The organism is uncultured Stenotrophomonas sp. (assembly GCF_963519125.1).
Lineage (GTDB): Bacteria > Pseudomonadota > Gammaproteobacteria > Xanthomonadales > Xanthomonadaceae > Stenotrophomonas.
In genome coordinates, this window is sequence record NZ_CAUQLJ010000006.1 from 164,916 (window position 1) to 178,710 (window position 13,795).

The following is a 13,795-nucleotide window of genomic DNA, read 5'->3' on the forward strand; positions in this document are numbered from 1 at the left end:
TCAGCGCCCGCGACGTCCGAAGCGGACCGCGTCGAGCAGCACGAACACCAGCGGCCACAGACCCATGCCCAGCAGCGGCGCCCACCAGTACGACCACGGCAAGGTCGGTTCGCCTACTGCGATATGGACCACGGCACTGACGATGCGGTCGTTGAACAGCAGGCCGCCGATCGCCAGCACCTGCTGCGACATCGGGAAGAAGCGGATGCGCGCGCGGAAGCGCTGCAGGATGAAGGTGAGCATCACCAGCCGCAGCGCCTGTTCGCCGAGCACGCCGCCATACAGCAGGTCGGCGATCACACCGCAGCTGAAGGCCACGCCGAGGCCGACCCGGTCGGGCGCTTCGATCACCCAGTACGCCAGCACCAGCGCCAGCCAGTAGGGGCGCAGGGGTTGCAGCAGTTCGGGCAGCGGCAGCAGGCCGAGCAGCAGTGCGAGCACGATGCTGACCGGGAGCACCCAGGGTTTGTCGCGCAGGCGGCTCATGGGGTGGGCCCCGTTGGAGCGGGAGCAGGCGCATCTGGAGGAGAGCCCCCTTGTTGTTCAAGGGGGCGCGCCGAAGGCGCGGGGTCAAGGTGGGATGCCCCCCCGGCAGCCGGGTTCGCCGCAGGCGAATTTGGCTGAGGCAATTCGCGCGCCGCAGGCGTGCCAATTGCCGGACCGCCTGCGGCTTCGGAAAGCTGCAGGTTGGGAGGTACGCGGATGGCTGCGCCGGGGCGCAACAACAATACGTCGCGGCCTCTGTCCAGCTGCGCTGCGGGCTTGAGCTCGCCGACCAGGAAGGCGTGGGTGTCGTCGGGGCGCAGGGCGGTGATCTTTCCGACCGGGAAGCCGGCCGGGAAGCGGCCGCCGAGGCCGGAGGTGACGATCTCGTCGCCCACTTCCACCCCGGCGCTGAGCGGGATGTCGCGCAATTCGAGGGTGTCGCCGCGGCCGTACACGATCAGGCGCACGCCGTTGCGGGCCACGGTAACCGGTACCGCGTGGTCGGGATCGGTCAGCAGCAGCACGGTGGCGGAGCCGCCGGTGGTAGCGATCACCTGCCCCATCAGGCCGCCAGCGTCGATCACTGCCTGGCCCAGGTGCACGCCGTCGCGGCTGCCCGCGGCCAGCACCAGGCGCTGCTTCACCGGATCCAGGTCGATGTCCAGGATCGGCGCCAGCTGTACGTCCAGCCCGCTGCGTTCGGCCACGTTGAGCAGTTCGCGCAGCTGGGCGTTGTCCAGCGCGGCGGTCTGCAGGCGGGTCAGGCGCGCATTGGCGATCAGCAGCTGGTTGCGCAGCTGCCGGTTCTCGTCGACCAGCTGGCCGTGGCTGGCGGCGTTGTCCTTGACCTGGGTGCCCAGCCGGCCCGGCAGGCCGGCCAGGGCCCACACCGGCTGCACCAGCACGTTGGCCTGGGCGCGGGCACGCGCCAGCCAGCCAGCCTGGTCGTCAAGCACGATCAGGGTGATGGCCAGGGCCAGGTAGGCGAGCAGCCGCAGGGGGCTGCTGGCATCCCCTTGGCGGGAGGCTACGGGAGGACCGGCGTAGGGCGGCACGAGCGGTTTCGATTGATCAGGATGTAGAGGGAGCGGATGCGACAACGCCCCGGCGCTGCGATGCCCGGCGTGGCAGGCACGCAGTGGGCATCACGCCGCAGGGGCGCGTCCACGACACAGGACCGGTACGGATTACTCCGGCGCAAAGAACTCGTTGCCGTGCATGTCCACCAGCTCCAGCGCACGACCGCCACCGCGGGCCACGCAGGTCAGCGGGTCGTCGGCCACCTGCACGTGCAGGCCGGTTTCCTCGGAGATCAGGCGGTCCAGGTCGCGCAGCAGCGCGCCGCCACCGGTCAGCACGATGCCGCGCTCGGCGACGTCGGCGCACAGCTCCGGCGGGGTCTGTTCCAGCGCCAGCTTGACCGCGCTGACGATGCCCGACAGCGGCTCGTGCAGGGCTTCAAGCACCTCGTTGGAGCTGATCTTGATCATCTTCGGCACGCCCTCGGCGAGGTTGCGGCCGGAGATTTCCATCTCGATCACTTCCGCCTGCGGGTAGGCGCAGCCCAGCTCGACCTTGATGCGCTCGGCGGTGGCTTCACCGATCAGCATGCCGTGGTTGCGGCGCACGTAGTTGGTGATCGACTCGTCGAAGCGGTCGCCACCGATGCGGACCGACGCCGAATAGACGATGCCGTTGAGCGAGATCACCGCCACTTCGGTGGTGCCGCCGCCGATGTCGATGACCATCGAGCCACGCGCTTCGGTCACCGGCATGCCGGCGCCGATCGCGGCGGCCATCGGCTCTTCGATCAAGAACACGTCACGGGCACCGGCTTCCTCGGCCGATTCCTTGATCGCGCGGCGCTCGACCTGGGTCGAACCGGCCGGCACGCAGACCAGCACGCGCGGGCTCGGGCGCAGCACGCGCGACTTGTGCACCTTCTTGATGAAGTGCTTGAGCATCGCCTCGGTATAGGTGAAGTCGGCAATGACGCCGTCCTTCATCGGGCGGATGGTGGTGATGTGGCCCGGGGTACGGCCAAGCATCTGCTTGGCTTCGGCGCCTACGGCTGCCACCGAGCGGGTGCCACCGATGGCACGGTCCTGACGCACGGCCACGACCGATGGCTCGTTCAGCACGATCCCCTGCCCGCGCACGTAGATGAGGGTGTTGGCCGTGCCCAGGTCGATGGACAGGTCGTTGGAGAACATGCCACGGAGTTTCTTGAACATCTGAGGAAGGAGTCCTGAGGGGTGTCGTGCCCGCCGCGGGATGGCGAAAAAATGGGCAGAAATCGAGGCCGACAAGCCTAGCAACCCGCCTGCCGCCGAGCAAGGAAAAAACTAGCTGAACCCGCGTCTTCACAGGCTTTCGGCCTGATCGGGTCTCACCCGGTTCTGGCCCTGAGCGGCACCAGCGGGTAACCTTTGCGCCGTCGGGCGCCCAAGGGCGCCGTTTGCTTGCCCGCCGAACCGGGCCGGCCCACCCCAAAATTCACCGCATAGGCTTACATCGATGTCCGCTCTGATCTGTGGTTCTCTTGCCTTCGACACCATCATGGTGTTCCCGGACCAGTTCAAGAATCACATCCTGCCGGACAAGGTGCACATCCTGAACGTGTCCTTCCTGGTGCCGCGCATGCGCCGCGAGTTCGGCGGCTGCGCCGGCAACATCGCCTACAACCTGCACCTGCTGGGCGGCCAGCCGATCCCGATGGGCACCGTGGGTTCGGACTTCGGCCCGTACCGCGAGTACTTCGAAGGCCTGGGCATCGACCTGTCGCGCGTGCGCGTGATCGATGAGCTGTTCACCCCGCAGGCGTTCATCACCACCGATCACGACAACAACCAGATCACCGCCTTCCACCCGGGCGCGATGATGCGTTCCTACGAGAACCACGTGCGTGGCGTACCGGGCGTGACCCTGGGCCTGGTCGGCCCGGACGGCCGCGAAGGCATGATCCAGAACGCGCAGGAATTCCACGAAGACGGCATCCCGTTCATCTTCGACCCGGGCCAGGCCATGCCGCTGTTCAACGGCCCGGAACTGCGCGAGTTCATCGAGCAGGCCGACTACGTGGTGGTCAACGACTACGAGTCGAACCTGCTGCAGGAACGCACCGGCTGGGACGAGAAAGAGATCGTCAGCCGGGTCAAGGCCTACATCACCACCCGCGGCCCGAAGGGCGCGGTCATCCACACCCCGGAAAAGAGCTACGACATCCCGCCGGCGCACGAGCGCCGCGTGGTCGACCCGACCGGCTGTGGCGACGCCTTCCGCGCCGGCCTGATCTACGGCATCCAGAAGGGCTACGACTGGCTGACCATCGGCCGCATGGGCAACCTGATGGGCGCGCTGAAGGTGGAGCACCCGGGCACGCAGAACCAGCGCTTTACGTTCGACGAGTTCAACGAACAGTTCAAACAGCAATTCGGTTACTCGTTGAACGTTTGATCGCGTTGCGATCAAACGCTGCCCACAATTCGCCATTGGCGAATTGCGGGCCCCATTGCATTCCACCTATCCCCGCGCCTGTCGGCGCGCCCCCTTAACAGAAGGGGGCTGTTCCACCAGACGGGATACCGGTAGAGCCGGGCCCTGCCCGGCTGCTTTCCGCGCGGTGGATCACCGTTCGGTCAATTCCACCAATTTGGCATGCGGCTGGCGTCTACGCCGCCGGTTTCGAAGACGGCGGTGCGGGTGCCGCCGGCCTTGACCGGGAATTCGATGCTGATCGATTTCGCCTTGCGGGCGAGTTTCCACAGCGCCTTCTGGTCGGTGATGAACATGGCGATGGCTTCGTCGGTCTTCGGGCGCCAGGCGGCCATGTTGATCGGCTTGCCGTCGTCCACGGTAACCTTGACCGTGCACTGCGGGCAGCGGAAATCACCGGCCTGGAGCACCAGGTAGGCGTGGCGCTTCCACTCCGGGTGGTCGCGGAAGATCAGCTGCACCGGCTTGGGACCGCTGCCGTCCACGTCCACGCGCTCCTTGCTGTAGATCGAGGCCGAGACCTGGTTGCCCTTGTTGCCCACCGGCATCTGGTTGTACTGCCACAGGCCCTGCATGCGGCGCAGTTCGCGCGCGGTTTCAGCCTTGGCCTTCACCTCGGCGTAGCCCGGCTCGATCCGCGCGGCCACGTCGGTGTCCTTGTACTGGTCCAGCAGCGAACCGCCGTGGATGCGCGCGCGCTCCCAGTCCTGCGCGGCCACGGCCATGTCGTACTGCTTGGCCACGCCTTCGGCCTTCTGTTCCTTCTGCGCCCGGGCGGCAGCATCGGCAGCTTCCTGCGCCCTGCGCTCTTCCTCGGGGTTGCTGCACGCGGCCAGGGCGAACGCGCAGGCGGCGGCGAGGATCAATCGTTTCATCGGCAGGTCCGGTTCCAGGGATTGCCCCGAGTTTACAAAGAAAAACGGCGGGGTTTCCCCCGCCGTTTTCGTTCAACGCGCAGCCCGGCGGTTACTTGCCGGCGCTTGCCTTGTCCAGCATGTCCTGCACCGATGCGGTGGTGATCGGGTGGTAGCTGGGCTTGGCCTTTTCGAACGCTGCCTTGGCGAACGCCAGGCCTTCCGGAGTCTTCACCAGTTCGGCGTAGATCGGCAGGATCAGCTTGCGACGGCCCACGCGCTCGATGAACGCACCAGCCGCCTCATTGGCTTCGGCATAGCCGCTGCTGATTGCCAGCGGGTACCAGCGCATGGCGATTTCGCCATTGGCGGTGCCGGTGAAGTGGTAGGCGCGGTCCAGCGCGGCCAGCTTCTCCACCGGCAGGGTCTTGCCCAGGCCGTCGATGAAGTGGACCCATTCCTGGGTGCCCCATTCGCTGGTGATCTGCGCGTTCGGCAGCTTGTCGCTGCCCTGCCAGGCAATACGCGCGGTGTCGACGATGGAGAAGTTGCGCGAACGTGCCTTGGTGGCGAACGCCGGAATACCCGTCTCGTCCAGCCATGCCTTCAGTTCGGCGTCGGTGACCGCGCCAGGCTTCTTGGACAGCAGGTTCTTCTTCAGGTACTCGACGAACTGGTCGGTGTTGGCGCTCTGGAAGGCGTGGTCATCGAACCAGCCGCGCAGGAACGGATCGAAGGTTTCGCGGCCGAAGCGCTGCTCCAGGAATTCCAGGAACCACGCACCCTTGACGTAGGCGACCTGGCTGAGCGCTTCGTCGGGATCACGCTCGTTCAGCGGCGGCAGCGCCAGTGCCTGGTCAGCCGGGCTCATGTCCTTCACTTCGGCCAGCAGGTCGGTCTGGTCGATCTGCTTCTCCATCTCGGCCATTTCCTTGCCGTACAGGGCTTCGGTGATGCGGCCCTGGACGTAAGTGGTGAAGCCTTCATTGAGCCAGATGTCCTTCCAGCTGGCGTTGGTCACCAGGTTGCCCGACCAGCTGTGCGCCAGTTCGTGGGCGACCAGCGAGACCAGCGACTTGTCGCCGACGATCACGGTCGGGGTGGCGAAGGTCAGGCGCGGGTTTTCCATGCCGCCGAACGGGAACGACGGCGGCAGCACCAGCATGTCGTAGCGGCCCCAGCGGTACTCGCCGTACAGCTTCTCGGCCGCACCGATCATCTTCTCGGTGTCTTCGAACTCCTTGGCCGCCTTGCCGACCATGGTCGGTTCGGCCCACACGCCCGAACGCCCGGAGATCGGCTCGAACACCAGGTCGCCGGCGGCGATCGCCAGCAGGTAGGACGGTATCGGCTGCGGCATCTTGAAGGTGTAATCACCGTCACGCGCGGCCTTCGGGTCGTTGTCGGCGCTCATCAGCACCATCACGTCGGGACGCGAGGTCACGTGCGCGCTGTAGGTGAAGCGCACGCTCGGCGTGTCCTGCAGCGGCACCCACGAACGCGCGTGAATGGCCTGGGACTGGCTGAACATGAAGGGCAGCTGCTTGCCTTCGGTCATCGACGGCTCCAGCCACTGCAGGCCCGAGGCGGTCGGTGCGGTGTGGTAGGTCACCAGCACCTTGCCCGGCTGTTCCGGCGCTTCGATGGTCAGCTTGCTGCCGAACACCTTGTCGGCCGGCGCCAGCACGAACTGCAGCGGCGTGGCCTTGCCGTCGGCGCCCAGCGCTTCGACCTTCTCGATGGTCAGCTCGCGGGTGTCGAGCACCAGCTGCTTCGCCGCCTTGTCCTTCCAGTCCAGCGTGTAGGTGGCGGTGCCACCGATCTGCTTCGCGTCGAAGTCCAGCTTCAGGTCCAGCGCCAGGTCCTGGATGACGACCTTGTCCGGCTCGGCGTAGGAACTTTCATCGTGGCTGCGGTTGGCGGCTTTCACGGCGTTGGCGGCGCTCGGCTGGGCGGCGGGGGCCGCGGTCGGGGCGGCGGGCTCTTTGGAGCAGCCGGCGGCAAGCGCGACGGCCAGGGGAATCAGCAGGAACGGAGATCGCATTGAATCGGGACCGATCAGGGGTGAAACCGCCAGTTTACCCCCTCCCGAATCCTGAATACGGACGCGCCGGGCAGAGCCCGGCGCTACGTTCAATCAGATCTTGTACCCCGAATGGATCGAGACGATCCCGCCGGTCAGGTTCTTGTAGTGGCAGCGCGCGAACCCGGCCTCGCCCATCATGGTCTTCAGCGCTTCCTGCGGCGGGTGCTTGCGGATGCTTTCGGCCAGGTACTGGTAGCTGTCGGCGTCGCGGGCGAACAGCTTGCCGAGCTTGGGCAGGATCTTGAACGAGTGGAAGTCGTAGATCGGCTTGAACCAGTCCGCGGTGACTTCGGAAAACTCCAGCACGCGGGCCTGGCCGCCCACCTTCAGCACGCGGTACATCTCGCGCAGGCCGGCGTCCTTGTCGGTCACGTTGCGCAGGCCGAAGGCGATGGTGACCAGGTCGAAGCTGTTGTCCGGGAACGGCAGGGCTTCAGCGTTGCACTGCACGTAGTCCAGGCCGAGCACCAGGCCGCGGTTGGTCAGGCGGTCACGGCCGACCGACAGCATGCCGGCGTTGATGTCGCCCAGCACCACCGAGCCCTCGGCGCCGACGCGCTCCTTCAGCAGGGCGGCGATGTCGCCGGTGCCGCTCGCCAGGTCGAGCACGCGGTCGCCCGGCTTCACCTGCGCGGTCGCCACGTAGTAGCGCTTCCACGCCCGGTGCACGCCCAGGCTCATCAGGTCGTTCATCAGGTCGTAGTTGCGCGCGACCGAGGTGAACACTTCGCCCACCAGCTTCTGCTTGTCCGAGGCGGCTACGTCACGGAAGCCGAAATGGGTGGTGCCAGTCTTGTAGGGGGATTCGCTCATGCCGCCGATTATCGCACCGCCGGCCGGTCTGCGGCACCTTATGATGCCCCCTTCACTTCAATGGACTGCCCATGATCAGCACCCCCGACTACGCCGCCCTGCTCGAAACCGCCATTGCCGAAGCCCGCCAGGGCCTGGCCGAGGGCGGCATCCCGATCGGCGCGGCGCTGTACCACAACGATGGGCGCCTGCTCGGCTGCGGCCACAACCGCCGCGTCCAGGAAGGCGACCCGTCGGTGCATGGCGAGACCGATGCCTTCCGCAAGGCGGGCCGCCAGCGCCGTTACCAGGACACCATCATGGTCACCACCCTGGCGCCCTGCTGGTACTGCAGCGGGCTGGTGCGCCAGTTCAACATCGGCACCGTGGTGGTGGGCGAGTCGGTCACCTTCCAGGGCGGCATCGACTGGCTGCGCGAGGCCGGCGTGCAGGTGATCGACATGCAGAACCAGGAATGCATCGACCTGCTCGGCGGGTTCATTTCGGCTAACCCCGAGGTCTGGAACGAAGATATCGGCGAATGACCCGGGCCGCATCGTGCGCGGTCGCGCACGATGCGGGCCAGACGCGCCATCTGCTCCAACCGTCGCCGCGCCGTAGTCATGAACACTTCAGCCACGCAGCGCCATCCGCACGCCCGCTGCACATCGCCGTGACACCCCATGCACTGCGCGTTACGCATCATCGGGTGGCCTTCTTACCCTGTGAATCGACGCAACCATGTCTTCCGTGCCGCTGTCCATTCCAGACGTGATCAACGTCGATGCCGAGATCAACTACTGGCGCGCCCAGCATGGCGAGGGCAAGCTGAAGTTGCCGTCCTTCGGGCACTACGTGCCCTGGATCAAGTTCGCCTGCGACTCGCTCATCTCCCATCCGCGCGCGGGCGACAAGGAACGGGACGAAGCCTTCCAGGCGCACTTTGCCTACCAGATCATGCCGCGCCTGACCGAAGCCGAAGCGCGCGAATTCGTTGAGCAGGTGTGGGAGAACGTGTATCTCCGCAGCCAGCACGACCAGAACGCCCGCCCTCGCCTGGGTGCGCGCGCCTGACCGAGACTGCACGGCGCGTACACGTCGGCCGGGCCCATCATGGCGCAACGCAGATTCACCCGATCCGGTGCCCATGAAACTCCGCAGCATCTTCAATCTCGTCGCGAAGAAGGCCTCCTATGCGGCGGGTACGCCATGGACCTTCCTGGGCGCAGTCAGCATCGTGGTGATCTGGGCCCTCAGCGGGCCCGTATTCAAATTCAACGATACCTGGCAGCTGGTGATCAACACCGGCACCACCATCATTACCTTCCTGATGGTGTTCCTGATCCAGCACAGCCAGAACGCCGACACCGCCGCCATCCAGATCAAGCTGGATGAGCTGATCCGGGTGACGGCCGAGGCCAACAACGAACTGCTGGACCTGGAAGAAATGGACGAGGAGCGGCTGGAGGAAATCCGCCGCACCTACGAAGACATGGCGCGCAGGGCCAACCAGACGTTGCAGAAGCGTCGCGAGGGCGGTTGAGGTCAGCGCGCGGCAACGTCACCGCGCTCGTACCAACCGCCCCCCAGCACCTTGTACAGCGCGACCTGGTTGGACAACTGGTTCAACTGGGTGCTGACCAGCGACTGGCGTGCGCTGTAGGCGGTACGCCGGGCATCAAGCAGGGTCAGGAAGCTGTCCAGCCCGGCGTCATAGCGTGCCTGCGACAACCGCTGGGCCTGTTCGGCCGCTGCCACCAACGCCTGCTGCGAGCTCAGCTGCGCGTCCAGGCTGTCATTCAACGCCAGCGCGTCGGCCGCTTCGCGGAACCCCGACTGGATCGCCTTTTCATACTGGGCCAGCGCGATATCGCGGTTGGCATTGGCCACGCCCAGCCCGGCGCGCAGCTTGCCGCCCTGGAAGATCGGCAGGTTGAGCGTCGGCATGAAGCTCCAGACCCGGGTGCCCGAATCGAACAGGCCGGACAGTTCCGACGATGCCGAACCGACGCTGCCGGTCAGGCTGATCGACGGGAAGAACGCCGCGCGCGCCGCCCCGATGTTGGCGTTGGCCGCCAGCAGGGTGTGTTCCGCTGCCATCACGTCCGGCCGGCGCAGCAGCACCTCGCCTGGCACGCCGCCCGGAATCGCGCGGACGGCAGCGACCTCCGTGGCTTCGCCGTCGGGCAGCAGCGCGTCGTCGACCGGTCCACCGGCCAGCAGCACCAGCGCGTTGCGGTCCTGGGCGACCTGGCCCTGGTAGCGCGCCACGTCGGTGCGCGCGGTCTCCACCAGGGTGCGGGTCTGGCTGAGCTCCAGCGCCGACACGCTGCCCAGCCGGTGGCGCGCCTCGCTCAGGCGCAGCGAGTCTTCGTAGGTGGACAGCGTCGCTTCGGAGATCTTCAGCTGCTCGCTGTCCGCGCCCAAGGTCAGCCACGCGTTGGCCACTTCGGCGACCAGCGCCAGCTGTGCATTGCGCCGGTTGGCCGCTTCAGCGAAGTACTGCTGCAGCGCCGCCTGGCTCAGGTTGCGCACGCGGCCGAACAGGTCCAGTTCGAATTCGACCACGCCGAGGTTGGCGCTGAACTGTTCGGTGACCGGCGTGTCGCCGCCGCTGCGGGTCATCTGCCCCTGCACGCCCACGGCCGGCACGCGATCGGCGCGCTGGATGCGGTACTGCGCTCGCGCCTTGTCGACGTTGAGCACGGCCACGCGCAGGTCGCGATTGTTGTCCAGCGACTGTGCGATCAGCGACTGCAGGCGCGGGTCGACGAAGAAGTCGCGCCAGCCGATGTCGGCAACGTCGCCTGGAGCGGCCGTGGCGTTGGTCGAGGGCCACTGCGCCGGGACCCCCGGGGCGACCTCGGTGCTGCGCGGCTCGAGCGCGGCGCAGCCGGAGAGCGACAACGCGACGGCGATGGACAGGATCAAAGACGTGTTTTTCATGATGCTTTCCGTGAATCGGCGCGCCGGTTGAAAAGTTTCTGCACTACTACGAAGAACAGCGGAATGAAGAACAGGCCCAACACGGTGCCGACGATCATGCCGCCGAGCACGCCGGTACCGATCGCACGCTGCGCACCGGAGCCGGCACCGGAGGCGATCGCCAGCGGCAGCACGCCCAGGCCGAAGGCCAGCGAGGTCATGATGATTGGACGCAGACGGTCGCGGACCGCGTGCATGGTGGCTTCCAGCACGCCCACGCCCTTCTCCAGGTTCTCCTTGGCAAACTCCACGATCAGGATCGCGTTCTTGCTGGTCAGGCCCACCGTGGTCAGCATCGCCACCTGGAAGTAGATGTCGCGCTCCAGGCCCTTGAAGGTGTTGGCCAGCACCGCGCCGAGGATGCCCAGCGGGGCCGCCAGCAGCACCGCCGTCGGCACGCTCCAGCTTTCGTACATCGCGGCCAGGCACAGGAACACGATCATCAGCGACAGCGTGTACAGCAGCGGCGTCTGCGAGCCGGCCTGACGTTCCTGGTAGGACATCGCCGTCCACTCGATGCCGAAGCCCGCCGGCAGCTGCTTGGCCAACTGTTCGATCTCGGCCATGGCGTCACCGGAGGCGACACCCGGGGCCGGTTCACCCTGGATTTCCATCGCCGACACACCGTTGTAGCGCTCAAGACGCGGCGAACCGTAGTCCCAGTGCTTGGTGGCGAACGCGCTGAACGGCACCATCTCGCCCTTGTCGTTCTTCACGGACCAGAGATCGAAGTCCTCCGGCACCATGCGGAACGGCTGGTCGGCCTGCACGAACACACGCTTGACGCGGCCACGATCGACGAAGTCGTCGATGTACGAGCTGCCCCATGCGGCGGCCAGCGTGCCGTTGACCTGGTCGATCGACAGCCCCAGCGAAGTCGCCTTGGCCGCGTCGATGTCGATGCGGAACTGCGGCGTGTCTTCCTGGCCGTTCGGGCGCACGTTGGCCAGTTTCTTGCTGCCGGCGGCGAGGCCGAGCAGCTGGTTGCGCGCGGCCACCAGTGCCTCGTGGCCCTGGCCGCTGTTGTCCTTCAGGAAGAAGGTGTAACCCGAAGCGGTACCCAGTTCCGGAATGGCCGGCGGCGGGAAGGCGAAGATGAAGGCATCCTTGATCTGGCCCAGTGCCGCCATCGCGCGACCGGTGATCGGCATCACGCCATTGTTGGCGTCACGCTCGCTCCAGTCCTTCAGCTTGACGAACGCCATGCCCGCGTTCTGGCCCATGCCGGCGAAGCTGAAGCCCTGCACCGAGAACACCGAGTCCACCGCATCCTTCTCGTTCTGCAGGAAGTGGTTTTCCAGTGCCGCGATCGATTCCAGCGTACGTTCCTGGGTGGCACCCACCGGCGCCTGCACCAGCGCCATCAGCACGCCCTGGTCTTCGTTGGGCAGGAACGAACTGGGCAGGCGCACGAACAGCACGCCCATCAGCACGAACAGCGCCGCAACGATGCCCATGAAGCGCCACGGACGATGGATGATGCCGCGCACGCCACGCTGGTAGCTTTCGCTGGTGCGGTCGAAACCGCGGTTGAAGCCGTTGAAGAAACGACCGGCCAGGCCGCGATGGGCAACATGGTGCTCGCCCTTCTTCAGCGGCTTGAGCATGGTCGCGCACAACGCCGGGGTCAGCACGATCGCGACCAGTACCGACAATGCCATCGCCGAGACGATCGTGGCCGAGAACTGGCGGTAGATCACGCCGGTGGAACCGCTCATGAAGGCCATCGGCACGAACACTGCCGACAGCACCAGGCCGATGCCGACCAGTGCGCCGGTGATCTGGCCCATCGACTTGCGGGTGGCCTCGAGCGGCGACAGTCCCTCTTCGGACATGATGCGCTCGACGTTTTCCACCACCACGATGGCATCGTCCACCAGCAGGCCGATCGCCAGCACCATCGCGAACATGGTCAGCATGTTCACCGAGAAGCCCAGCATCGCCAGCACGCCGAAGGTACCCAGCAGCACCACCGGCACGGCGATGGTCGGGATCAGGGTGGCGCGGAAGTTCTGCAGGAACAGGTACATCACCACGAACACCAGCACGATCGCTTCGATCAGGGTCTGCACCACGCCCTTGATCGACACACGCACGAACGGCGTGGTGTCGTACGGGATCTCGGCTTTCAGCCCGGCCGGGAAGAAGCTCTTCATGTCCTCCAGCGCGGCATCCACGCCGGCGGCGGTATCCAGCGCGTTGGCGCCGGTGGCCAGGGTGACCGCCAGGCCGCTGGCCGGCTGGCCGTTGTAGCGGGTGACGAAGTCGTACGATTCCGCACCCAGCTCGACGCGGGCGACATCACCCAGGCGCAGCTCGGCACCGTCCTGCGCACCGCGCACGATGATGTTGCGGAACTGTTCCGGGGTCTGCAGGCGCGACTGCGCGTTGATGGTGGCGTTGAGCTGCTGGCCCTTGATCGACGGCGCACCGCCGAGCTGGCCGATGGCGACCTGGGCGTTCTGTGCCTTGATCGCTGCGGTCACTTCGGCGACCGACAGGCCATAGGTATGCAGCTTGTTCGGGTCCAGCCAGATGCGCATGGCGTACTTGCCACCGAACACCTGGATGTTGCCCACGCCCGGCACGCGGCTCAGGCGGTCGACGACATTGGAACCGACGTAGTCGGCGATGTCATTGGCGTCCATGCTGCCGTCCTCGGACACGAACGCGATGACGTTCAGGAAGCCCGAGCTGGACTTGGCCACGTTGATGCCCTGCCGCTGCACTTCCTGCGGCAGCAGCGGCATGGCCAGCTGCAGCTTGTTCTGCACCTGCACCTGGGCGATGTCCGGGTCGGTGCCGCTTTCGAAGGTCAGGGTGATGGTGGCCATGCCGTTGGCCGAGCTGTTGGACGAGAAGTAGATCAGGCCATCGATCCCCTTCATGTTCTGCTCGATGATCTGGGTGACCGAGTCTTCGACCACCTTGGCCGAGGCGCCCGGGTAGGTGGCGCTGATTTCGACGGCGGGCGGCGCCACTTCCGGGTACATCGACACCGGCAGCTTGAGCACCGCCAGCGCACCGGCGAGCATGATGATGATCGCAATCACCCACGCGAAGATGGGGCGATCAATGAAATAACGAGCCATGGAAG

General features: G+C 66.2%; 12 protein-coding genes. 4 read left to right on the forward strand and 8 right to left on the reverse strand.

Going from position 1 to position 13,795, the window contains the following annotated elements; genetic code table 11:
* The 3 genes from mreD to RYM47_RS07060 all read right to left on the reverse strand — a co-directional run bounded on the left by mreD (nucleotide 1) and on the right by RYM47_RS07060 (nucleotide 2,720).
* Nucleotides 1-486, reverse strand: a complete 486-nt coding sequence (gene mreD / locus RYM47_RS07050) for a rod shape-determining protein MreD (RefSeq protein ID WP_070208914.1) — start codon at nucleotides 484-486, stop codon at nucleotides 1-3.
* Nucleotides 483-1,541, reverse strand: a complete 1,059-nt coding sequence (gene mreC / locus RYM47_RS07055; RefSeq protein WP_315386822.1) for a rod shape-determining protein MreC — start codon at nucleotides 1,539-1,541, stop codon at nucleotides 483-485. Before mreC ends, mreD begins: the two co-directional genes overlap by 4 nt.
* 132 nt (nucleotides 1,542-1,673) lie before the next feature.
* Nucleotides 1,674-2,720, reverse strand: coding sequence for a rod shape-determining protein (locus RYM47_RS07060; protein ID WP_005419402.1), 1,047 nt, complete (start codon nucleotides 2,718-2,720; stop codon nucleotides 1,674-1,676).
* 283 nt (nucleotides 2,721-3,003) lie between these two features.
* Between RYM47_RS07060 and RYM47_RS07065 the strand changes: the two genes are divergently transcribed.
* A complete protein-coding gene (locus RYM47_RS07065; protein ID WP_315386823.1) occupies nucleotides 3,004-3,942 on the forward strand; it encodes a carbohydrate kinase family protein in 939 nt (312 codons plus the stop codon).
* Nucleotides 3,943-4,124: 182 nt separating this feature from the next.
* On the opposite strand, the gene RYM47_RS07070 is transcribed toward RYM47_RS07065, so the two are convergent.
* The 3 genes from RYM47_RS07070 to ubiE all read right to left on the reverse strand — a co-directional run bounded on the left by RYM47_RS07070 (nucleotide 4,125) and on the right by ubiE (nucleotide 7,734).
* Entirely contained in the window at nucleotides 4,125-4,856 is a 732-nt protein-coding gene (locus tag RYM47_RS07070) for a hypothetical protein (protein WP_315386824.1), read from the reverse strand.
* A gap of 91 nt (nucleotides 4,857-4,947) precedes the next feature.
* A complete protein-coding gene (locus RYM47_RS07075) occupies nucleotides 4,948-6,879 on the reverse strand; it encodes a M1 family metallopeptidase (RefSeq protein ID WP_315386825.1) in 1,932 nt (643 codons plus the stop codon).
* A gap of 93 nt (nucleotides 6,880-6,972) precedes the next feature.
* Nucleotides 6,973-7,734, reverse strand: coding sequence for a bifunctional demethylmenaquinone methyltransferase/2-methoxy-6-polyprenyl-1,4-benzoquinol methylase UbiE (ubiE, locus tag RYM47_RS07080; protein ID WP_315386826.1), 762 nt, complete (start codon nucleotides 7,732-7,734; stop codon nucleotides 6,973-6,975).
* Between the two features lie 71 nt (nucleotides 7,735-7,805).
* Between ubiE and RYM47_RS07085 the strand changes: the two genes are divergently transcribed.
* From RYM47_RS07085 to RYM47_RS07095, 3 genes are all read left to right on the forward strand, one after another.
* Nucleotides 7,806-8,258 (forward strand): nucleoside deaminase, encoded by a 453-nt coding sequence (locus RYM47_RS07085; RefSeq protein WP_315386827.1) that lies wholly within the window; start codon nucleotides 7,806-7,808, stop codon nucleotides 8,256-8,258.
* Between the two features lie 196 nt (nucleotides 8,259-8,454).
* A complete protein-coding gene (locus tag RYM47_RS07090) occupies nucleotides 8,455-8,787 on the forward strand; it encodes a hypothetical protein (RefSeq protein ID WP_315386828.1) in 333 nt (110 codons plus the stop codon).
* A 73-nt stretch (nucleotides 8,788-8,860) separates the two neighbouring features.
* Nucleotides 8,861-9,256 carry a low affinity iron permease family protein gene (locus RYM47_RS07095; RefSeq protein WP_315386829.1) on the forward strand — a complete coding sequence of 132 codons (396 nt, stop codon included), beginning with the start codon at nucleotides 8,861-8,863 and terminating at the stop codon, nucleotides 9,254-9,256.
* A 2-nt stretch (nucleotides 9,257-9,258) separates the two neighbouring features.
* On the opposite strand, the gene RYM47_RS07100 is transcribed toward RYM47_RS07095, so the two are convergent.
* Nucleotides 9,259-10,659 (reverse strand): efflux transporter outer membrane subunit, encoded by a 1,401-nt coding sequence (locus tag RYM47_RS07100; protein WP_315386830.1) that lies wholly within the window; start codon nucleotides 10,657-10,659, stop codon nucleotides 9,259-9,261.
* The gene (gene smeE, locus RYM47_RS07105) at nucleotides 10,656-13,790 is read right to left on the reverse strand and encodes a multidrug efflux RND transporter permease subunit SmeE (RefSeq protein WP_315386831.1); all 3,135 of its coding nucleotides are present in this window, start codon (nucleotides 13,788-13,790) and stop codon (nucleotides 10,656-10,658) included. Before smeE ends, RYM47_RS07100 begins: the two co-directional genes overlap by 4 nt.
* Nucleotides 13,791-13,795 lie beyond the last annotated feature (5 nt).